General features: G+C 54.0%; 23 protein-coding genes. All 23 read right to left on the reverse strand.

Translation table 11 applies throughout. The features are described from left to right. Nucleotides 1-12: 12 nt before the first annotated feature. The 23 genes from rplU to Q7K71_01130 all read right to left on the reverse strand — a co-directional run bounded on the left by rplU (nt 13) and on the right by Q7K71_01130 (nt 22419). Nucleotides 13-324, reverse strand: a complete 312-nt coding sequence (gene rplU, locus Q7K71_01020) for a 50S ribosomal protein L21 (protein MDO8674684.1) — start codon at nt 322-324, stop codon at nt 13-15. A gap of 74 nt (nt 325-398) precedes the next feature. Next, complete coding sequence (locus tag Q7K71_01025) at nt 399-614, reverse strand: DUF2283 domain-containing protein (GenBank protein ID MDO8674685.1); 216 nt, start codon at nt 612-614, stop codon at nt 399-401. 18 nt (nt 615-632) lie between these two features. Continuing rightward, a complete protein-coding gene (locus tag Q7K71_01030) occupies nt 633-917 on the reverse strand; it encodes a DUF4258 domain-containing protein (GenBank protein ID MDO8674686.1) in 285 nt (94 codons plus the stop codon). A 52-nt stretch (nt 918-969) separates the two neighbouring features. Then, on the reverse strand, nt 970-4548 hold the full coding sequence (locus tag Q7K71_01035) for a hypothetical protein (protein MDO8674687.1): 3579 nt from the start codon (nt 4546-4548) through the stop codon (nt 970-972). 198 nt (nt 4549-4746) lie between these two features. Beyond that, nucleotides 4747-6153, reverse strand: coding sequence for an Rne/Rng family ribonuclease (locus Q7K71_01040; protein MDO8674688.1), 1407 nt, complete (start codon nt 6151-6153; stop codon nt 4747-4749). A gap of 108 nt (nt 6154-6261) precedes the next feature. Next, nucleotides 6262-7659, reverse strand: coding sequence for a type IV pilus secretin PilQ (pilQ, locus tag Q7K71_01045; GenBank protein MDO8674689.1), 1398 nt, complete (start codon nt 7657-7659; stop codon nt 6262-6264). Beyond that, complete coding sequence (locus Q7K71_01050; GenBank protein ID MDO8674690.1) at nt 7659-8015, reverse strand: hypothetical protein; 357 nt, start codon at nt 8013-8015, stop codon at nt 7659-7661. The genes pilQ and Q7K71_01050 overlap by 1 nt, the downstream gene beginning before the upstream one ends. Next, a complete protein-coding gene (pilO, locus tag Q7K71_01055; GenBank protein ID MDO8674691.1) occupies nt 8012-8608 on the reverse strand; it encodes a type 4a pilus biogenesis protein PilO in 597 nt (198 codons plus the stop codon). Before pilO ends, Q7K71_01050 begins: the two co-directional genes overlap by 4 nt. Next, the gene (locus tag Q7K71_01060; GenBank protein MDO8674692.1) at nt 8605-9180 is read right to left on the reverse strand and encodes a PilN domain-containing protein; all 576 of its coding nucleotides are present in this window, start codon (nt 9178-9180) and stop codon (nt 8605-8607) included. The genes pilO and Q7K71_01060 overlap by 4 nt, the downstream gene beginning before the upstream one ends. Further along, complete coding sequence (pilM, locus tag Q7K71_01065) at nt 9177-10256, reverse strand: type IV pilus assembly protein PilM (GenBank protein MDO8674693.1); 1080 nt, start codon at nt 10254-10256, stop codon at nt 9177-9179. Before pilM ends, Q7K71_01060 begins: the two co-directional genes overlap by 4 nt. Before the next feature lie 121 nt (nt 10257-10377). Continuing rightward, on the reverse strand, nt 10378-10782 hold the full coding sequence (locus tag Q7K71_01070; GenBank protein ID MDO8674694.1) for a prepilin-type N-terminal cleavage/methylation domain-containing protein: 405 nt from the start codon (nt 10780-10782) through the stop codon (nt 10378-10380). Nucleotides 10783-10981: 199 nt separating this feature from the next. Continuing rightward, nucleotides 10982-11428 carry a hypothetical protein gene (locus tag Q7K71_01075; protein MDO8674695.1) on the reverse strand — a complete coding sequence of 149 codons (447 nt, stop codon included), beginning with the start codon at nt 11426-11428 and terminating at the stop codon, nt 10982-10984. Between the two features lie 8 nt (nt 11429-11436). Further along, nucleotides 11437-12651, reverse strand: coding sequence for a type II secretion system F family protein (locus Q7K71_01080; protein MDO8674696.1), 1215 nt, complete (start codon nt 12649-12651; stop codon nt 11437-11439). Between the two features lie 20 nt (nt 12652-12671). Next, nucleotides 12672-13103: a hypothetical protein gene (locus Q7K71_01085; GenBank protein MDO8674697.1), complete on the reverse strand. Its 432-nt coding sequence runs from the start codon at nt 13101-13103 to the stop codon at nt 12672-12674. A gap of 4 nt (nt 13104-13107) precedes the next feature. Next, the gene (locus Q7K71_01090; GenBank protein MDO8674698.1) at nt 13108-14799 is read right to left on the reverse strand and encodes a GspE/PulE family protein; all 1692 of its coding nucleotides are present in this window, start codon (nt 14797-14799) and stop codon (nt 13108-13110) included. A gap of 1 nt (nt 14800) precedes the next feature. Next, nucleotides 14801-16519 carry an ATPase, T2SS/T4P/T4SS family gene (locus Q7K71_01095; protein MDO8674699.1) on the reverse strand — a complete coding sequence of 573 codons (1719 nt, stop codon included), beginning with the start codon at nt 16517-16519 and terminating at the stop codon, nt 14801-14803. Between the two features lie 54 nt (nt 16520-16573). Continuing rightward, complete coding sequence (locus tag Q7K71_01100; GenBank protein ID MDO8674700.1) at nt 16574-17035, reverse strand: hypothetical protein; 462 nt, start codon at nt 17033-17035, stop codon at nt 16574-16576. Nucleotides 17036-17057: 22 nt separating this feature from the next. After that, nucleotides 17058-18170 (reverse strand): rod shape-determining protein RodA, encoded by a 1113-nt coding sequence (gene rodA, locus Q7K71_01105; protein ID MDO8674701.1) that lies wholly within the window; start codon nt 18168-18170, stop codon nt 17058-17060. Then, the gene (locus tag Q7K71_01110) at nt 18167-19429 is read right to left on the reverse strand and encodes a DCC1-like thiol-disulfide oxidoreductase family protein (GenBank protein MDO8674702.1); all 1263 of its coding nucleotides are present in this window, start codon (nt 19427-19429) and stop codon (nt 18167-18169) included. The genes rodA and Q7K71_01110 overlap by 4 nt, the downstream gene beginning before the upstream one ends. Continuing rightward, on the reverse strand, nt 19416-19868 hold the full coding sequence (locus Q7K71_01115; GenBank protein MDO8674703.1) for a hypothetical protein: 453 nt from the start codon (nt 19866-19868) through the stop codon (nt 19416-19418). Before Q7K71_01115 ends, Q7K71_01110 begins: the two co-directional genes overlap by 14 nt. 36 nt (nt 19869-19904) lie before the next feature. Beyond that, on the reverse strand, nt 19905-21368 hold the full coding sequence (gene amrB / locus Q7K71_01120) for an AmmeMemoRadiSam system protein B (GenBank protein MDO8674704.1): 1464 nt from the start codon (nt 21366-21368) through the stop codon (nt 19905-19907). Nucleotides 21369-21370: 2 nt separating this feature from the next. Continuing rightward, nucleotides 21371-21811: a MauE/DoxX family redox-associated membrane protein gene (locus Q7K71_01125; GenBank protein MDO8674705.1), complete on the reverse strand. Its 441-nt coding sequence runs from the start codon at nt 21809-21811 to the stop codon at nt 21371-21373. Continuing rightward, nucleotides 21808-22419 (reverse strand): thioredoxin domain-containing protein, encoded by a 612-nt coding sequence (locus Q7K71_01130; GenBank protein MDO8674706.1) that lies wholly within the window; start codon nt 22417-22419, stop codon nt 21808-21810. Before Q7K71_01130 ends, Q7K71_01125 begins: the two co-directional genes overlap by 4 nt.

Consider the following 22419-nt stretch of genomic DNA (forward strand, 5'->3'; position numbering starts at 1 on the left):
CGCGTCGAACCATTAAGCTGCTATCTTCTCAATCCTGATCGTGGTCAGGTCCTGGCGATGGCCGATGGTCCTGGCCGAGTCCTTGCGCTTGCGATACTTGTACGCGATGGTCTTGGGGCCGCGGGTATGGCCGATCACCTCTGCCTTGACCTCAACATCCTTGAGATACGGCTGGCCGACCTTGACCTCTTTACCGTCGGAAAACAGCAAAACTTTTTCCACGGTGATCTTTTGTCCGGGCGTATAGTCCAAACGGTTGGCGGCGATGGTCTCGCCTTCGCTCACCTTGAACTGGAACCCGCCTAATTCAATGACTGCGAACATGAAATGCCCTTTCTTAAATATCCTTGATAGAAGTTTCAATTATACATGGGAAGCGCTAAAGGTCAAAAGGATTATTATCCGACACCTGCGGGTAAATTTTCTATGTTCACGTTTGCCAGTTCCTGCGGGGTCAAACGCTTGCTGACATCCAAGATCTCGATCCCTATCAAATGCCCCTGCCCATCCAAATCCACCATGACCCCTTCTTCGATCTCACGGGTCTTGGCAACGTGCATTTCACGAAAATAAACATAAAGAGCATCAGCATCTTTGCTATATTCGATTTTCATACCCTCCATTCCTCCTTTTTAGTCCGATTTATCCACCACTGTCAGGACCATAACTTTGCCGGCGGATAACCTGTAAGTCACACGGACGTTCCTTGATCCTATAACCTTATAAACATGATATCTATTGTCTTCCAACACCACCGTCTTGTCCGGACTGCTCAATGTCCGAACTACTTCCTCTTCGGAAATTTGCCGCCATTTCATGCGACGGCGCGCGTGACGCACATACTCAATTGTCTTGTATTTTACACCAACGGTTTTCGCACCAAAAAATGCCAATATTTTATTCAATGCACTCTTCATAAACTAAAATATCATAACATAAAAGATAATATTCTTCAGGATTTTCCGTGCTTTATGTCGCCTGGGCCAGGGACGCAGCGGGTTGGCTGTCACGAATTTCAGAAAAGAACGGCAGGGTGTTCCAGGTACCGGTATTGATCTCCTTGATGCGGGGCACGAAGCCGCTGATGGGTTCCTTCAAAAGCCATTCAAATCCCTGGGGCACGGGGAAATTCACCTTCTTGCCCTCAAATTCAATGGTCCCCAGTTGGTCATTTAAGTCGATACCGCCTGTTTTCTCACGAGCCGTCATCGCCCCATCCGCCGCGGTCGCATCCGGAGCCGCCGTCGCCGTACTCACATCAATTCTCAATCTTGCTTCAATTATTGCTATTGCCTCATCAATAACACTCACAATAGTACGATAGTGTACATAGTCTGCACCAAAGGATCTACCTTTCTGTTTCTCATTTTCTGACTTTGCATCTCTCAAAAGTTGAATTTTTTCCCCCACAGCTGTCGCAGCTAAAAATGATTCCCTAAACCTATTTCCCCACAACATCGTTTCAGCCAGCTTTTCTAATTGACTACCTATCAATCTATCTGCTTCATCTGCCATCATCGCTTGGTCTGTCTTACTTCCTTTTGCAACGTCGAAGGAATGAATTCTTCTGTCTATCGTTTGAACTAATATTCTTCGGCGCTGAACGTCAAATCTGCCAGATACCCGTGCGCCTTTCGCATCCTCCAATAATTGCCCTAAACGGTCCCTCATATCCGGAGAGTCCGGTTGTTCTTTAACTGCGTCATATCGGTTCCTAATGGCTTCGATGCTCATGGCCTGCTTTTGTTGCTCATCAAATCGTCTTATTTCCTCTCTAATACCGTCCAACTCCGATATAATTTGGGCAGATTCTACATCACTCATGTCGCCATCAGCACTACGCTTCTGATATGTTTGAATTAATCGAGGAATAATACCCCGCTCTCCTACTTCTCTGGCGGTCTTGTACCCGTTTTCATCATCAGAAAAAACCGCATCCTTTATTAAATTATGCCGCGCCAGTGCTGCCAGGACCCTGCCCCTTGCCTCTTGAGCCGTCATCGCCGCGTCCGCGCCCCCGGCCGGAGCCGTCATCGCCTGATCCGAAGCGGCCACTTTCAATGCATCGATCTGGCGCTTTAAACTAGAACTCAGGAGTGGGCCATAATTGCTGAGTATTTCATCAGCTTCCCTCATGATCGATGTTCTTTCAGTCCGGTTACTCCCGGCACGATTGTATCTCGACGTCAGGTTATTGACCCAATTATTCAAAGCGGCCTGCTGGTTCTGCCGCGCCACATTCCCGTTCTGGGACAACTGCCCCATGAGGTCTGCCGGCGTCATGGGCTTTCCCTTGCTGTCGACAATGCCTTTCACGCCCGTTAATTGCTTGCCCACTGCAGCAGAATTGGCGCTAATCTCGACGGCTACATCTCCAAATAATTTTGTAGCCGTTCTATGATCCCCTTTGTCGAAGGCGGCGCTGGCCCTTTGATTAAGATCGTTGGTCTTTTTCACCAAACCTTGATAAGCCGCAAAGCCGTCATTGGACGGCACCTGCGCGCGACCTCCTGCGCTACCGATGGACGCATTGTGTTCAGCGGCCTCCGCATTCTTCTGGGCCGTCTGGCCAATAGTAAACAACTGCCCCAACAAGCCAGCGGCAGTCACTGGCTTCTTAACGCCGTTTTCTTTGGTATAAATGCCGGATGGAAACCTCAATCCTTCAAAACGTTTGCGTTCAGCGGTGGCTTTTTGGGCCGCTTCTCTATAGCGTTTTGCGGACTCGTCAAATTTCTTCTGCTCGAATAACTGGTTCGCTTGATTGATCATGGTCTGGATCTCTAATATGGACGCATTATATTCACTAAAAACATCTGCCGGCGTCATCGCTTGCTTGGCCGCGGCTGCAGTCGGCGCTTTTTGGGATTGGGAGGGCATGGCATTGGTCAACCCTGGGGAAACAGCCAAAGCAATCGTTATGGCCGCCGCCCTCCATAAACTACCGGCGCCCGATATCATCGCCTCGTCTGCGGTCTTGAACCTATCACGCAAACGACTCCTCTCAACTCTCATACGACGCAATTCTCCGGTAATGTTGTCAATTGCTGTACGTGCAGTTTCTCTGGGACCTGGTCTATCACTTCGACCCAGTCCACCATCAAGGGGATATAGTGAATGGTTGTACAAGAATCGCTGGTCCGCTAATTGTCCCTCGGCCTCCGCTATTGCCCTCTCTACTGCGTCTAATTCGAGTCTAATTTGACTCGCCGTCTTCCCTAAACGTGGCATTCTTTTCGTAACATCTGCTCGCGCAGAAACATCTTCGGAAATGAACGCCGTTGTTTCGGGCCTACCCTGATCTCTTGCCGTCCGACCCAAAACCACTCTAACGGTCTCCGCGACTCTTTCATAAAGTCGCCGTATTGAGGGGGGTAACCGATTGACCACTGTCACGGCAACGTCCGCACCCGCAAAACTCGTCCCACCCGAAAAATACTTCCTGGGGATCATTTGCTGGGTTACGGGGTCCATGTCTTCCTTGATGAAGTTGTAGACGCCCTTTTTATAGGCCTTCACGTATTGCTCGAAGATCTGCTGGTTCTGAGAAGGATCATCCAGGGCAATGCCGTTGGTTTTGGCCTTATCTACATAAATTTTGCCTAAGATGCTTTCTTTGAGGCGCTTCTTGAACCAGGCCGAGAGGATGACGGCATGATAAATTTGACGCAATTGCGCGAAATGCTCTCCTTCATTGACTTCCTTTTCAATTTGAGGAATTATGATCTCACGCAGAACCTGAGTGCCTACGGCGTTGATGTTTGGTGAGGCGTTGGGGTGGTTTACCTGGGATGCTTTCGTATTCAATGGTTGGGGGGTTGGCCAGGTGCTTGGGGACACGTTCTGCGGAACATGTCCCCTGGTTGGCGTCTGGTTCTTTGCAAGGGCGAGGTAATCTTCTTCCAGCATGACCTTCAAGTGACTTGACACCACCATAGCCGTATGGCCGTTCTCATACACAACGGCCTTTTGCGGCACGATCCAGACCTTATTAAAGGTATTGACCGGCACTTCGGTGGTGCCGAATTGCTGCTTGGTGCGGCTATAGACATTGTCCCAGAATTTCTTGCCTAATTCTTTGTCCGGATGGATCAGCGAGGCGGTCAATTGCTTGAGGATATAATCCTGGGCCAGAAGATCTCGGCCTGTTTCCGTCTGCCCGAAATCCTGCGGCACGATCCTCCCCGCTTCATAAGGAGAAAGGTTGACCCACATGTCCTTTTCAGGGGTGGTCAGCGCGGCCATGAAATACTTCACTAATTTTAAGTACTCTTCCTGCTTCTGGTCTGCCGCAAGGGCCTTGTCGCCGGGCTGGATAAGAAAATCGAATTCAAGGGGGTTATTCGGGTTGACCTTAATGCCGGTCAAAACAGCAGGGGCAAAGGACTTGGATAAATTGACCATGGTGCCCGGGGCCGGCAGGTTTAAAACCTGGGCCCGGGCCTGGGGCATGGGCCCCAATAGGGTAAAGGCAAAGGCGGTAATAATAGAGTAAACAACACCACGAAAACCGGGGCAGGAGCGTTGACGCTGCGTATGGGATATCATGGAGTATTCTTTCCTTAAATTTAATCCTCAAAAGAAAGTATATCCTACCAAAAACAAAAATCAAGGGCTCAAGGCCGTTTTTGGGCAAACGCTATCTGGTCCCACGCGTGGTGCGGGTGGCTTCGGTAGGGGGACCCCAAGCGCGCGCAGGAACGAGCACGCTGGGGGAAACCGAAGACAGGACCCGCCCTACGCCCATTAATCGATCTTGACCTTTCCCCGGCCTTCGCAATACGGGCAGGCGTGGAATTTCAGCGACTCAATGGTCTTTCCCGTGCGCGCCCGGGTCATCTCCACCAGCCCCAGGGCGGAAATGCGGTTGACCTCGGTCTTGGCATGGTCCTTGACCAACTCCTCCCGCAGGGTGTTCACGACCCTGCGCTTATGGTCTTCCCGGTTCATGTCAATGAAATCAATGACGATGATGCCGCCTAAGTCCCTCAAACGCAATTGCCGCGCGATCTCGGGGGCCGCTTCCACATTGACCGCGAACGACGCGTCTTCCGGCGTGCCCCGGCCCTTGAAACGGCCGCTGTTGACGTCCACGACGATCAGCCCTTCCGTGGGTTCAATGACGATGTAGGCACCGGATTTGAGATACACCTTGCTCTCATAAATTTTCTCCAGTTCATGCGCGACGTTTTTCGCCTCAAACAACGGCTGGGGGCCCTGATGATGCTGGATCTTGTCCATCATCTCCTGGCCGCTGATGGTCTGGGCGAACTTGCGCATCTTGATGAACTCCTCCTCGGAGTCAATGATGAGCCGGTCCACCTCGTCTTTGAGCAGATCGCGCACGACCTTCCAGATCAGGTCATACTCTTTATAGACCAGCGCCGGGGCCTGCTTTTGTTTGGAGAGATGGCGTACTTTTTCCCACATGGCCGTCAAAAATTTGGCGTCGCGGGTGAGTTCCTTCTCGCCCTGGTCCACGGACGCCGTGCGCACGATGAACCCGCCGGACCTGGCAAAATTGAACGTCCTGAGGATATCGCGCAGACGCTGGCGTTCTTCAGGTTTTTCGATCTTTTTGGAAATGCCGTTATGCTTGTCCAGCGGCATATACACCACGAAACGCCCTGCCAGGCTGATATGCGTCGTCAAACGCGGGCCCTTGGTGCCGAAGGGGTCTTTGACCACCTGCACCAGGATCTCCTGGTCTTTTTTCAAAGGCAGCGGCGACTGCTGTTTGGGACGTCTGCCCTGTCTGGGGTTCTGTGGCGGCTGTTGAGGGGGTTGTTGATCCGGTTTAGCCCCGCCGTAGGCGGGGACGGGCCCCGCCATAGGCGGAGCAGGCTGGGGAAAGATCATGTTGATGATCTTCTGGCCCACGCCCACCACCGGCTCTTCTTCGATCCGGTCAACTTCCTTGAGCAAAGGATTGTCGGCGTCGGTCAGGTATAAAAACCCGTTCTTCTCCTGGCCGATGTTAACGAACGCCCCGTTGATGGACGGTAAAATGGACTCGACCTTGCCTTTGTAAATATTGCCCAGCATGGACTGGTGGCGGTCGAGCTCAATGTAAAAATCATCCAGTTTTCCGTCGGACAGAACAGCGACGCGCCGTTCGCCTTGCGCGACTTGCACTAAAATTTCTTTGGACACAGTTGTTTCTCCTAAATGAGGACATAACTTACGGAACGAAGTGACGTAAGTTATTTGTCCGAATTTATCCCGCGAAGCGGGACTTCCTTATTTAGGGCAGAGAGGTCATCATTTTCCGCTGGAAGCGGATGCGATGGGATTATTCGCCGTGATGATGTGCGGGGTCAGGAAGATCAGAAGTTCGGTCTTGTCCGTCTGGTCTTCCTTTTTCTTGAACGCTCCACCAATGAACGGTATATCGCCCAAAAACGGCACCTTCTTCTTGGTGAACGATGTTTTGTCCTTGATCAATCCCGCGATGACTAAAGTCTGCCCGTTTCTGATCATAACCCTGGTCTTAGCCTGTTCGGTGCTCAGCACCGGCACCTTGGCCGTTGCCGCCGGGTCCACCAGCACGTAATCCGTGATCGCCGTAATGGTCGGCTCTAGGTCCAGCGTGACCAGATCCGCGTTGTTCACGTGCGGCGTGACCTCAAAAATGATCCCGATATCCATATAGTTCCAACCCGACAACTGCAATTTGGCCTGGTCGCTGTTGTAGGTGTACGTCGGAATGGGGTACTGACTCCCGACAACGATCTTGGCGGTATTGTTGTCCAGCGTCACGATGCTCGGGTTCGAAAGGATCTTGGTGTCCGTACGCTTGTGGAGCATTTCCAGCGTCGCCGAAAGCCCGGAGGCATCCAGGGTCCCATATTTGAAATCATTGTTGGCCACCGTAGCGCCGGCAGGGATCATCGTGCTGGTCTCCTGAGTGAAAGGAAAACTCGTCGAATGCTGCGAGCCGGTGGCGGTCCCTCCGATCGCCCAGCTGATCCCCAAATTTTCCGTATTGCTCAAGGTTGTCTCCACCACCTTGGCCTCGATCAAAACCTGCGGGGTCACGCTGTCCAGTGTCTTGATGACACCGTCCAAAAGTTCTATGTTACCGGCCACATCACGGACAATGAGCACGTTGGTGCGCTGGTCAAAATTGATATTGCCGCGGCCTGTCTTGATCTTGTTGATGGATTCCACCACCTCCGAGGCCTTGGCAAAATTCAAACTATAGGTCTTGGTCACCAGCGGCTCCTGGTCCTGGAGCGTTTGATTGTCCTCCCTGCGTTTCTTAAGATTTTCAACGGTGGTGACGGTGACGATATTGCCTTTGCGCTCATACCCGTAGCCGTAGGTCGCCAGGATCACGTCCAGCGCTCTTTGCCACGGCACATCCGTCAACTGGATGGTGACAACCCCGGTCACCTCGGGGCCGGCCACGATGTTGACCCCGCTCTTATAAGAAAGCACCTTGAGGACATTGCGGATATCCGCGTCCTGAAAATCCAGGGACACCAGCCCATTTTCCGATGGCACCACCACAAGCGTCGGAGGAACAGCCGGCACGGACGCATCCGCCCCGCCGACAGGCCCCGCCATAGGCGGGGGGGCCTCCTGGCTCTGGGTCTGTCCGGGTAATGTCCACGCAACAACAAGGGCAAATGCCGCGGCACAGATCAATGAACGCATCACATTCCCTCTTTTTTCAATTTCACGGTGAACCGTTGGCCGTCCTTGACCAATTCCACGTCATCCGGCCGCACCGCGGCCACCACAAAAAGCCCGATCCTGTCTCCCTGCTTGACGATCTTGCCGTTAATAACGGCCATATTATTACCCTGCGCGTCCGCCACGATGCCCTCCAAGATCATATCGCCCGCCGTCAAATCCTCCTCGTACGTGACCACGGTCCCCGCCGCGGAAACCTGCGGCACAAAGGGGTCGCGCTGGCCATGATCGTCGTAGACAAACGCCCCGCTGTCGGCGAGGGCAAAAACAGCCGGAGAAACACAAACAGCCAAAACAAAAAAGAGGAATGTTCTCATGGCTTTTGTGTCAATATCACCTTCAAAGTCGCCTGCACCAAGATCCCTTTGTCGGCCTGCCCACCGGCTTCCATATGCCAGTTGGTCAGGGTAAGAAATAAACGACTGGACTCCAGAGTATTCAAAAAATGGCCGAACATATGATACCCCGAACGGGCCTGAATAACAATAGGCAGGGCGTAATATTTTTCTTCCGGCGTGCTGATGAGGGTCTCCTGTGATTCCGACATGGGCTTGATCTGGTCTATTTTGACATTGAATTGATTGGCCGTGCGGGATATCTCTTCAAGAATGACCGGCACTTCCTGCAGGGAACGGACCTTGACACTCATAACTTCCAGCTCGGCGCTGGAACTGTTCAAGCCATCCTTAATCTGCTGGATCCTCTGCAGATCATTATTGACCCTCTCAACATCCGCGGACGCGGTCTTGGCCGCCTCCCCCAACCCTTTCAGGGAACGTATCTGGGGGGCCATGATCAAAAAATAATCCAAAGCGAAGACGGCCAGTAAGATCCCGAAAAAAATGCCGTAACGGACCTTGATGTCCGTCCTGTTGATGCCGCGCATGATGTTCTGGATGTTGATCTTCATTTCAATTTAGCCGTGATGACAAAGTCGGCCACTTCCGTCGGCCCCCGCTTGCCCCTCTGGATGGACAGCACCTCAATGGAAGAAAAATCGTCCGCGAACGCCCCTTCTTTCTTAAGGTTTGCAACGAAATTCCCGACGGTAACGATCTCGCTGCGTGCTTTGGAAAAAACGCTGCCCTCCAGCGTCAGGGTCCCGTTGTCCAGGTTGATCTTTTTAAGCCACACGCCTTTGGGCAATGCATCGCTCAGGACATTCATCTTCCTGGACCACGGACTGGTCCCGGTGGAGGTGATGCCGGTGATGGTCGTCACTTTTTTCCTTAAATCCCTCAATTCCGTCCCGATGGCATCAATGCGGTTCCTGTCAGGCAAAAGCTTTTCCCACTGGGCTTTGACCATCCCCAAACGCACACCCTGCGCGCTTTGGGCCGTCAGCAACAATACGTGCGCAAGGACCAAAAACGCAACGAACGCCGCGCCGACGCCCAAAAGGACCTCCCGGGGGATGTCCAGACCCATGCCCCTGACGGACATTTTTCTTAAATTTTCCGGGACCAGATTAATGACGATCATATTTTGCTTAACCCCAACCCAATGGCCACTCCCAACTGGGATGAAGACAGATGGATGTCAGACGATGCCACCGACGGACTCAAGCGCAGGCCCGCCACCGGGTCCCAGATCTTGACGCGTATCCCTAAATTCCTTTCAAACACCCCTTCGATCCCTTTGAGCAAAGACCCTCCGCCCAACAGGAAGAATTCGCCCACCTGGATATTTTTTTCCGTCATGAAATAATCCAGGGACAGGCGGATCTCATCGATCAGGTTGGCAATGGGCCCCTCGCAGGCGGCCAGCATCGCCTCCGGACGTTCGTTGGGGGCTTTTTTCATCGCCTCGGCCTTGGATTCGTCCACGCCCAGAACGTGGGCGATCTGTTTAGTCATCTCCCGGCCGCCGACAAAAATGTCCCTGGTGAACCGCGGGGACATGTCCTTGAGGATGATCAGATCGCTGACGTCCTCACCGATATCCAGGATCGCCTTGGCCCCGCCATCAGCGGCCCCGCCATCGGCGGGGTGCGGCCCCAGCCGCGCGAACGCATTGGCCACGGCAACGGTGTCGATGGTGATATGTTCCAGTTTCAGTCCCAGTTCCTTGAACAGCTTTAATCGCTCGTCCACGATCTCCTTTTTCACCGCAACCACCAAAACAGACATGCGCTTCTGTGCGTTGGAAGGGTCCAGGATGAAACAATCGGTGTAAATGCTTTGCGGGTCAAAGGGGAAATATTTGTCCAGATCGTACGTGAAAGATTTGCGCAGGTCCTCCAGGGGCATACGGGGCATATCGATATAACGGATCAGGGTCCCTTTGCCTGAAACCGAAGTCACCAGGGTCTGGTCCGTGTAACCGATCTTTTTGATCAGTTGGGAAAGGGCGGATTTGACGTCCCCGCCCTGGACCGGCTCGACCGCCCACAAGCGTATCTCAAAACCCGCGCCTGCCCCGCCTATGGCGGGGCCGATCTCCACGGCCCTGACCGTGCTGGTCCCTATGTCAATACCTAAAACCGATGGCTGTTGAGGACGGGGCACAAAACGTGTGATGGCTTCTAAATATTGGTTAAAAAGAAACTTAAAATCCATTGCTGTTATTTTAGCAGATTCATGGGCATTATACCTAAAGGAAATAATTAATTTTTTAAAGGTCAAAATAAAAAGGGGACACCATCAAGTGTCCCCTTTTTAAAACCATTCACAAACACGATTACGGCGTCAAAATACCGCCCGTCGTCATGGTGTATGTGGTCGTACCGGTCGTGCCCACCGTTGCCGGTGTCGCTGTGACCGTATAACCGGTGGAAGCCATACCGCAGGCATACGTGTACCCGGAGAGGGTTGAGGCGCAGTACGCCGCGTTGAGGTACGGAGGAGTCGCACCCGTCAGCGATGTGATCGCGCCGGGATATGAACCGTTGTTGGTCGTGGCATAGGCCTCGGACGCTGTCGAGATGGCGCGCAGCGTGGCCTTGGCCAAAGCATCATTCGCAGAAATTTTGGCCCGCAGCAAATTCGGAATGGCGATGGCGGCCAAAAGGGCGATGATCGCGACAACGATCATGATCTCAACTAAAGTAAAACCTTTTGATTTTCTGGACAATCGCGTAAACATGGTCTTGCTCCTTAGGTTGGGGCTTTTAAGCGGGAGCTGCGGGCGAATGGAAAAAGAATGAATAATGACGCTTTAGTCTCTGCCTCAACAACTTCCCTAAATAACAAGCCCTGGTTAAACTGCTGACAACAGGCCTCCTTTCTTCCTAAATATACCATAACACATAAAAAGGTGTTTTGCAAAGATGTCCCAGAAATATTTATGGACCGGTCCGGGGCCCTGAAACCATTTCCAGCTGGGCCTGCTTGCTGTCATAGATCATTTTCAAGATTTTTAATTTCTCTTTGCGCGCCGACGGGTCTTGTGCGGGGGCCGCCTCGGAGAGTTCCTTTTCCATTTTGGCGATGCGTCGGGCATCCGGATCGCGGGTCATTTTAAGTTTAGCCGCCTGCGCGGACATCCGGATCTCTTCGGCCTTCAAATCTTTAAGGCGCGAACGTAAAACGTCCGCCTGGGCCTTCAAACGCGCGTTGGCGGCAGCCAGGGCCTCATTGCCGGCAACGAGACGGCTGACGCTGTTTTTCAGTTCACTCAAACTTTGACCCAAATATTCGCCGGCGGCATCCACACGGTCCATATCCTCCCCGGCGGCCGCGGAAACCGTGATGACAAAAACCGTTGCCAATCCCAACATTGTCCTGAACATGCCGTTTTTCATTTTAACGCCGACGTTATATTCAAAATGGGCATAAAAAGCGCGATCACGATGAAACCCACCACAATCCCCAGGAAGCCGATGATCAGCGGCTCGATGAGTTTTGTCATACCGTCCACGGCAATGTCCACCTGGTCATCATAAAATTCCGCCACCTTGGCCAGCATTTTCTCCATTTGCCCGGATTTTTCCCCGATGGCGATCATGCGGGTGACCATGGGAGGGAATACCGAACTTTTGGCCAGCGGTTCCGCGATGGGCCGGCCTTCGCGCACACTCGCCTTGACATCATCCACCACCTTCTCAATGACGCGGTTGCCGCAGGTTTTCCCGACGATCTCCAGCGTTTCCAGGACCGGCACGCCGCTCTGGGACAGCGTCGAAAACGTCCGGCAAAAACGGCTGACCGCGACCTTGCAGATGAGGTCCCCGAAGACCGGCAATTTCAAAAGAATCGCGTCAAAGACCAGGCCGCCCTTGTCCGTGGCCCGCCAGCGGCCAAAAGCAAAAACGAGCGCGACCACACCGGCGACGAGAAAAATAAAATCATGCTGCATGACCTTGCTGATATTGATGAGAACCTTGGTCATCGGAGGCAGGGGCTGGCCCAGGGAATCGTAGATATTGGAAAAAGTCGGCACCACCTTGATGATCAGCAGCACCGTGATCGCAAACGCCATGGTCACGATCACCGCCGGGTAAATAAGCGCTCCCTGCACTTTTTGGCGCAATTTTTCCGATTTTTCCAGATACAAGGCCACCCGTTCCAGGACCTCGGTCAAAACGCCCCCCGCTTCGCCCACACGGATCATGTTGATAAAAAGCGGGTCGAACACGTGCGGATGTTTGGCGAAAGCCACGGACAGACCGCTGCCCAGCTGAATGTCCTCACGGATGGCTTTGAGGGTATTCTTGAACGCCGGGTTGGCGGTCTGGTCGTAGAGCGCCTCCAGGGCCTGCAAAATGGGGATGCCGGCGTCGATCATGGTGGCGAATTGCCGCGTGAACATGACAATATCTTCGGGCTTGGCCTTCTTTTCTTTTTTCGGCTTGGCAACGGGCGTTAAGGCGGAGGCCTTTTCCTCATTGATGGAAACAATGATGAGACCGCGCTTGCGCAATTCTTCAATGACCAACAATTCGGTCTCAGCGGATATCTTACCGGTGACCGCCTGACCGTTCTGATCGCGCGTTATGTATTTATAGGTAGGCATAAAATAATTAAATCGAACCCCTACATCGAACCGTAAAATTTTGCAATCGCTTCATCGATCTCGGATTTGGTGGCGATAAAGGTGGCCACACGGCATTTGGTCAGGGCTTCCAGTTCGGCTTTCCTGGCGTCGCTCAAAGGATTGGACATCACAACGCTCAAAATACCGCCGATGCGGTCCAGGGGGACCACCCTCTCGCGCAAAGCAATCTCCCTGGGGATCACGGTCAGGACCTGCGGGTCGATGTTGTATTTGTTGACCGCGATGTAGGGTAACCCGCATTGGACCACCAGGGCCACCACGATGTCCCGTTCATCCAGATACCCCAATTTGACAAGGATCTCGCCGACAAAACCGTTCTCTTTTTTCTGGACCTCAAGCGCGTGGTCCAGCTGGCCCTGGGTGATGCGCTTGCGTTTCATCAGAATTTCGCCGATCAATACACGTTGCATGACCTCACTCCTGGGTCGCGACACGGTAAACCTCCGCCAATGTTGTCTGTCCTTCATTCATTTTATCAACCGCATCGTCAAAAAGCAACTGCATCCCCTGATTTTCCCGCGCGTAATGGGCGATATCATCCGAGGACTTGCCGCGGATGAGCATGTCCCGCACGGCATCATCCACCTGCAGGATCTCGGTGATCCCCAAACGGCCCAGATATCCGGTATGGCGGCACTGGTCGCATCCCTTGCCCTCATAAAAAACCGTGCCCGGCTTGACCTTGCCTTGAATGGCGGCCAGGGCCTTGGCCGGGAGCTTCACCGGCTCTTTGCAATGCGGGCATACGCGCCGGCACAGACGCTGGGCGCACACAACGACCAGGCTGGAGGCCACCAGGAACGGCTCCAGGCCCATGTCCACCAGGCGGGTCACCGCTCCGGACGCGTCATTGGTATGCAGCGTCGAGAGCACCAATTGCCCGGTCAGGGAGGCCTTGATGGCGATGTCCGCGGTCTCGGTGTCGCGGATCTCACCGACCATGACAATGTCCGGGGACTGGCGCAGGACGGCCTTAAGCCCCGTGGCAAAATCAAGCCCGATGTCATGTTTGACCTCGATCTGCGTGAGGCCTTCAATGAGGTATTCCACCGGGTCCTCGATAGTGATGATATTACGGTCCGCCGTATTGAGTTTATTGATCATCGAATACAGGGTCGTGCTTTTGCCGCTTCCCGTCGGACCGGTGACGAGGATCATCCCGAACGGTTTATAGATGGCCTCATCCATGATCTTGATGGAACGCCCGGAAAACCCCAATTTCTCCAAGCCCATGGACAAACTGGCCTTGTCCAGGACGCGCATGACCACTTTCTGGCCGAACGTCGTCGGGAGCAAAGAAACGCGAAAATCCACTTCCTGGGAGGACACGCGCATCTTGAAACGGCCGTCCTGGGGCGTCTGGGTGGTGGTGATGTCTATGCGCGACATGATCTTGATGCGCACGGTCACCGCGCTCTGGCTGTCTTTGGGGATGACCAGCGTGTCCTGCAGAATGCCGTCGATGCGGTAACGCACGCGCATCCCTTCGGGTGTCGGCTCCATGTGGATGTCGGAGGCGCGCTGGCGGATGGCCTCCTTGATGACCAGATTGACCATGCGGATGATGGGCGCCTCTTGGCCGGTATCCGTGTTCGTCTCGGACGGACCCTCGGAGATGATCTCAAAATTGGCGGACTCAATGTTGTGGGTGACATCGGCGATGCTTTGCGCGGCCGTATCATAAAAGTTATCAATGGCCTGTTGGACCTGCGACGCTGTCGCGACCATGACATCCACTTTTTTGCCTGTGATGTTGCTCAGGTCATCAATGGCGAACACGTTCAAAGGGTCGGCCATGGCCACGGTCAGCGTGCCGCCCAGACAGGAGATCGGCATCACCTGATTCTGGCGGGCGATCTTTGCGGGGACCATGCTTTTAAGCCGCTCGTCAAAATGGTATTTGCTTAAGTCAACCGACGGGACCTTCAATTCGCGCACCAGAAGTGCGAGCAGGTCATGTTCGGAAATGACCCCCTGTTTCAAGATCGAGCTGACAAGCCCCGTGCCGGCCTTGCGCTGGGCATAGACAATGGCGTCCAGGTCCGCCGGGTTGACCCCCGGGATCTGGCGTAATACTTTCAATATTTTATCTCTCGTGAATTCCATATTAATCCGGCGCGGTCAGGCGCACCACTTCTTCCAAAGTCGTCAACCCCCGCGCCGCCTTGATGACAGCGTCTTCGCGCATGGTCCTCATCCCCTGGGTGCGGCCGCAGGCCTTGATGTCCGCCTCCGATGACCGGACCAGGATCAATTCCTTGACCTGGGGCGTCAGGGTCAAGATCTCGGTGATCCCCACCCGGCCCTGATAACCGGTGTTGAAGCATTTGGCGCAACCTTTGGGTTTGTAAAAGACCATGTCGTGACCGGGCACCAGGTCCTTGACCTTGAACGGACGCGCGGCTTCGTCAGAAAGGGTATATGTTTCCCGGCATTTGGGGCATACGCGCCTGACAAGCCGCTGGGACACGATGGCCACCACCGAGGAACAGATCAAAAACGGCTCCACCCCCATGTTGATCATACGGGTGATGGACCCGGCAGCGGTCGTTGTATGCAAAGAACTGACGACCAGATGGCCCGTGAGAGCGGCTTTCACCGCGATGTCAAGGGTTTGCGCGTCGCGGATCTCACCGATCAAAATGACGTCGGGATCCTGCCGTAAAATAGAACGCAGCGTCACCGGGAACGTCAAGCCGACTTCCGTGCGGATATTAACCTGATTGAAACCCTTGATCTGGAATTCCACCGGGTCCTCGACGGTGATGATATTCTTTCCCGGAGAATCGACGAACTTCAGGATCCCGTAGAGGGTCGTGGTCTTGCCGCTGCCCGTGGGGCCGCAGGCCAGGATAAGCCCGTGGGGACGCTGACAGCTTTCCTTGAGACGCGCCAGCGACGATGGCTCGAACCCCAGCTTGTCCAGTTCCAGGATGTCCAGGCTCCTGTCCAGAATGCGCAGGACGATCTTTTCCCCCAAAGCCGTCGGCAAAACGCTGACGCGAAAGTCCACTTCCTGGCCGCGGTCGGTGACAATACGAAAACGCCCGTCCTGGGGCAGGCGGTGTTCGGCGATGTCCAGGTTGGCGATGACCTTGACGCGCGAGATCACGGGAAAATGCATCATCTTGGACATGCGGTCCATCTCGCGGATCATGCCGTCCACACGGTAACGGATGCGCAGGGTCGACTCCATGGGCTCGATGAACACGTCGCTGGCCTTGGCCAGCACCGCCTGCTGGATGATCGTATTGGTCAGCGTGATGATGGGCGCTTCCCGCGTGATGTTCTCAATCTCTTTCTTGTTCATCGCCACCGGCATGTCCTTGACCAGCTCCAGGTCTTGCCCCTCCTTGATGTCCTTGAAGATCGCGGCGAGTGTCGTGGACGTGTCGGTATCGTAGAACTTTTCAATGGCGGCCCTGATCTCCTTGAGCCGGGCGATCACGGGATGGATGGAAAGGCCGGTCAGGGCCCTGACGTTATCAATGGCAAAAATGTTCAAAGGGTCCGACATCACCACGGTCAACTGGTCGCCGATCCTGGCAATGGGCACGATGTGGTAGGCCTGGGCGATCTCCTTGGGGATGATCTTGACCACGGCGGGATCGATCTTCATCGACGACAAACTGATGATGGGAATGTCCAGATTTTCGCTTAAGGCCACGCTCAACTGGTCTTCAGTGATGACATTGAGTTTGACGAGGATCTTGCTCAATTCCCCACCGAATTTTCTATGTTCGGCCAAGGCCTTGTCCAGGGCCTCGGGGGTGATGAGCTTGTCGCGCAGCAGGATCTCTCTAAGGCGTTCTTGGAGGAATTGCATCGGGCGCCTCGTGAATAAATTTTAACTCATGTTCACTCGGCACGATGCCGAGCGTCAGCGCGAGGCATCGCCGGATTCGTAATAACGTTTGATGCCGTTTTTGATCTCCGACGCGGTACTGACAAAGGCATGCACGGCGCAGGAAGTCACGCGCTCGACGTCTTCAAGCGCCTGGACGTTGAGGGGATTCGCCATGGCCAGCGTCAAACTGCGGCCGATCCTGTCGATGGGGATCAGGCAATATTTCTTGCAAATGTCGACGGGAACGGCGGCAACGACCTCGCGGGAGATCTCGTAATTGGACAGGGGCAGGAACGGAAAACCGTACTGGCAGGTCAGGGCCTGCACGATATCCTCCTCGGTCGCGTACTTCAGAGCGACCAAGGCCTCGCCGAACAGCAACCCCAGCTCTTTCTGCTCCTTGAGGGCCGACTCCAGCTGGACACGGCTGATGACGCCGCGCTCAAGCAGGATCTCCCCCAATGGCTTGTTGACCGTCTTGCGGAAATTCTTCATCGTTTTATGATAGCATAAATTATTAAAACATCGTCCGTCTTTTACTTAAATTCAGCAGAAAACCCAGCATAACGGCGAACACAACAAACGAAGTCCTGCCGTAACTGACCAGGGGCAGGGTGATGCCGACGACCGGAAAAAGCCCGACGACCATGCCGATATTGATGACCACCTGCATGGCCAGGATGCTCACTATCCCCACGGTCACCATCTGGCCGAAACGGTCCTTATGGTGCCCGGCGATCAAAAACCCGCAATAGATGAGCGCCGCGTAACAATAGACCGTGAACATCGCGCCGGCCAGGCCCCATTCTTCCCCGATGACGGAAAAAATGAAATCCGTATGGCGTTCGGGAAGGAAGTTGAGCTGGTTCTGCGTTCCCGCCAGCCACCCCTTGCCCAACAGCTGTCCTGACCCGACCGCGATCTTGGACTGGATAATGGTATATCCCGCGCCCGTCGGGTCATGGCTGGGATCGATGAAGACCAGAAGCCGGTCGCGTTGATAGGCTTTCAGGACATGCCAGACAAAAGGCACAACGGCCAGGACCGCGGCGATAAAAGCGGCAAACATCTTGAAGGACAGGCCGCTCATGAACAGCATGACCAAAAATATCCCGAAAATGAGGATCGCGGTCCCCAGGTCGGGTTGTTTGAATATCAAAAAGATAGAAATGCCCGTGAGCATCAAGGGGACCAAAAAATAGTCCACGGCCCGCCGCAGGATGCTGGTGACATCAAAAGACAAACGCGGCCTGCGCTGGCTGAAATAACGGGCCAGCATGAGGATGACGGCCAGTTTGCTGAATTCGGAGGGCTGGAAACTGAAACTTCCGATGGAAAACCAGCGGGTGGCGCCCAGGGCCTCGCGGCCCAGGACAAAGACCAGGACCAAAAACACCACGCTGACGGCGTACGCCGCGTAACTGACCTCGAAAAACCTGCGGTAATCCGTATGGCTTAAAGCTCCCATAATGACGATGGCTGCCAGTGCGCACCAGAGCTGGTCGTAAAACACGGCCTGCCCCGCGCGCGCATTGTTGAACGACGCACTGTACAGCGCGGCCAAACCGATGGCGATGATGAGCAGTGTGTGGATCCAAATGACCCGGGGAATTTCTCTCTGGCTGATCATGATTTCCTATGGCATCGGCCTGTGAGGCGCCTATCCGCTACCCATCGATAGGTCCACGCACCCACAAGTCCTGCTCCGGGTAAATAAAACAAAAATAACAACGGGGCCATCATCGGCAGGGCCCAGCACAGACGGCGGAACGCGAAGAATCCGCCATACAAATGACCGTCGGGCTCAATGATGTACAGTTGGCTTTCGGCTTTTTCATAGGTCAGCGACGGATGCAGAGCGGCCAGGTCCGCGGTGCGAAAATTCACATGATCCAGTTTGGCGAACAGGTCCATCACACGCAAGGCGTTGACACTATGCATGCAAAACCCGCAGTCCCCGTCATAGACAACCTTGATCTTGGGTGAAACGCCATTGGCCCTCCTTTTGGCTTCCACCCACTCTATGATCCTGACGGGGTTGACGAATAAAAACAATTGGGCCGGGAACAAAAAGAAAAAGATGGCCGGCACGTCCAGGGTCAGGATCAAAAGCACGTGGAAAAAACACCCAAGGACAATGGCGGACCGCCGTGTCCTGGGAATGAACAATAGAAACGGTATGGCAAATTCCGCGACAATGATCAAAATGCCGACGGCATAACAAAAATCCGGATGCACGGCCATCCACTCTTTGATGAGAAAATTTTTCGTGACCCCCGAAGGAGGATAATTCACCAGGTAATGCAGAGGATTGTCTCTAAACCAATTGCCCTGGGCCGTGGTCTTATACAGCGCGGTGTAAAAGAACGTGGACGCGATCTGCATCTGCAGAAGCCGCTGGATGAAAAACGGCCGCCCCCGCCGGTACGCCCCGGCATCCCCCTTACGCAAAGCATCCATGGAGAAATAATCACCGTGATACGGCGTCAGGCACATCACAAACAGCGTGACCAAAAGGATGTCCCACGACAGCGTGCCGATATGAAAATCGTTGAGCGCGTAAAAATAATAGCAACACGCCGTCATGGCAATACAACTGGCCTGCGAAAATAAACCGATCAGAAAAAACAGCCAACTGATGACAAAGCCCCAGACAAAAATGACCACCAGCCAATCCGGACTTTTGCCAACAATATCCAGGACACCAGTCGTGAAGAATGCCGGATTAACGGTCTTGAACGCCGTGGACAAATAATTGTCCGCCAAGGGCATGAACGACGGCAAAACGTGCAGGCCGGTCGTCAACGCCACAAAAATACGAAAGAACGACAGCCCGATGGACGGCCGTTCTTCCAAAAACAATCTGTGCCAGATGTTATTTACACTCATAAGCAATGGCCTGCTGACGTTCAAACGGCTGTTCGACCAGGGATGGATACTCCACATAGGTCACTAAAAAACTGTCAAAATACGGGAATTTTCTTTTCAGGAACGCACAAAAATTATTCACCACATCCCGCGACAGGACCGTGCTTAAAGCATTGCGGTGGATGTTGTCGTAGCCGATGGCGCGCGTCGCCAGGATCTGATGGGGGTCGATGATCTGCGTGCGTCCATCCTTGACCCCATACACCTCGGTGTTGCCGTAATTATCACCCACGTTAAAGAACATGATCCACCCCGCGGGCGGGAACAGGAATTTGATCTTGGGCAAGGCGTGTTTAAAGAACGGTTCCAGATAAAAATGACGGGTGCTTTCGTAATGGAACACGAAGATCCAGACAACAACAAAAATAGAAATGATGGTGTTACGGGCAGTGATATTCATAATCTGTGAGTTAAGTATTGTGTCCCCATAATTCCCTTAAAATACATCAGCCGTAAAGGTATATAAAGACACGCTACGGTCTTTCCAGCAATCAGCTGAAAGCTCCGCTTTCTCGGAACACAGCCGCGATAAGAACTGTTCCTTATTCCCGATCTCCGCGGCCACCTGCGGCAAAAACACGCCCTGACGCCCGGCCCCGTCGCTGACAATGACCCCGTGTTTGCCCAATTCGATCATGGAGGCGTCCTTGACCTGTTGCGGCACGGACAGAACAGAGACCTCCACTTCAATGTCTTTTAATTCACCGGGCGTGACAGGCGCAAACCGCGGGTCTTGCGAGGCCGCGGCAACGGCCATGTCGCGGACCGTCTGGGACAAAGGTTTTTCCCCGATAAAGATACCGATACAGCCGCGCAATCGCCCGTGTTCTTTAAGGGTCACGAACGCGCCCTGCACCTGATTGAGCCGCGGGTCTTTTTCATCAAAATCCGGCGCATACCCCGTCCTAACAAATTGCTCAACGGTTTGCCGGGCAATGGCCAATAAACGGCCTTTCTGGGCCCGGGACAAAGGCGCGGATCCCGGTTTCTTGGAAATGATCGTTGACGAATAACCGACCACCCTGGTCTTGTCCCCTGTCACATCGCCGGAGTTGGCATACTTTAAAACCTGCGCATCATCCAATCCTCTTAAACGGGCGTATAAAAGCGCGGTCGTCACCGGCACGAAGCCGCACATTTCCATCTGCCCTGTCAGACAACCCTTGAATAGGGCGGACGCGTCCTCACGGCGCAGGGCTTCGAGCGTGCCGCCATCCATGCGCACGGCAAAATCATAATCGTGATGATGCGACATGTCAGAGGAGGCGATCACCAGAACATCCTGCCTGGTCCCGATGATCTTGTCCAGGGCCTTGGCCAAACGCTCGCACACGCCAAGATCCGCCTCCGGCCCGTACGGGCCGTAGGCCCGGAGGGGCTGGCCCATCAGGATCGGGACGATCTTCACTCCGGAAAACGTGCTCTGGATGAACGGCAATTGCACTTCCAGGGCGTGCTCCTGCTCAAATACTTCCGGCAAGAACCGAAATGCGGCGTCTTCTTTGATCAGCGCTTGGGCAAAGGGCTCATCCACATCCACGACGCCCAGCGGGGTCTTGAAACCGCCCTGCGGCCATACTGAAACACCTTCAAAGGGAAAAAAGTGGCTGGGGGCCAGAATAACGATAGTGGAATATTGATCGCGGGCCACGGCGTTGTAGCCGTAAGCCGCCACCCCGCCGGAATACGCGTAACCGGCGTGGGGGACGATCAGGACCTGGACCTTACGGTCGTCGGGGACCGGGCCTGTTTTACTTTTAAGGGCGGTGATGTCCGTGAACAGCTGCCCAGGGTCGGCGCTGTAAAACTGTCCGGCCACGTTAGGGGATTTGGTCGTGGACGCGGCCTGGGCCGGGACGGCCAGCATCCAAGCTAAATAAAAAAAGATGAAAAAACGCATATTTATCGTTGGGTGGACCGCTTGTCCAAAGAAAAACGCTGGGTTTTTACCAAATTGCGCAGCAGGACCATGAGGACCAGAAAACAAAAACTGTCAAAAACAATGATCTGCTGCGGCGTCACCTGGACCCACGACCCGAAACATCCGCAATGGTCCAAAGGCAAACCGCGCAGGAGGGCCTGGCCGACAACGACGATAAAAACAGCGAACAACATCAGCGCCCATCGCAGCGCCTTCATGGTCCACAATCCCAGCACGAGGAAAAGGCCGATCATCAGCTCAACCCAGGGCGCAACGACGGCCGTCAGGGTTTCCGCCCATCCAGGAAGCATTTGATAGGCCTGGACCACGTACAAAAAATTCTGGTACGGGTGGATGGCCTTTTCAAGGCCGGAAACCAGAAGAACACTGCCGACAACGATGCGCAATAAGGGAAATATCATTGGCTTGGGAAATATTGGTTGAGTTCATCCATCAGGGATTTTCCCCCGACGACCATTTTATGATTGATGAAATACGTCGGTGTCGACTGCACGCCCAGGGAACGGCCCTGGTCGCGGTCCCGCATCACCGTTTCTTCCACATCAGGAGAGGCCAGGCAACGCCGCAGGGCGGCTTCCTCCACCCCTGCTTCGCGGGCGAACTGCGTGAACATCCCTTCGGCGCTGATCAGATCCTTCCATTGCGCCTGGCGCTCAACGATCAAGTCATGCATCGGCCAGAATTTGCCCTGACGGCCCGCGCATTCAGCATAGGTGCTGGCGGTCATCGTATGACGGTGGATGGCCATCAAAGGAAAATACTTCATCTCAACACGGATATCCTTGGGATGAAGGGTATAAATTTTCTTGAGTTTGAGCGCCCCGTCGGCGCAGGCCGGACATTGAAAATCAATGAACTCAACGATCTGGACACGGGCCTTGAGGTCTCCTTTGGCGCGCATCCTGGACGGGTCCATCTGTCCGGCATACAACGACAAAAATATTTTTACGGCAACCACAACGATCAGCGCGCTACCAACAATGACAACGGTTAATTTCTTTCTGGACAT

It is taken from the genome of Candidatus Omnitrophota bacterium, assembly GCA_030650275.1.
In the GTDB taxonomy this organism is placed as follows: Bacteria; Omnitrophota; Gorgyraeia; order Zapsychrales; family Fredricksoniimonadaceae; genus JACPXN01.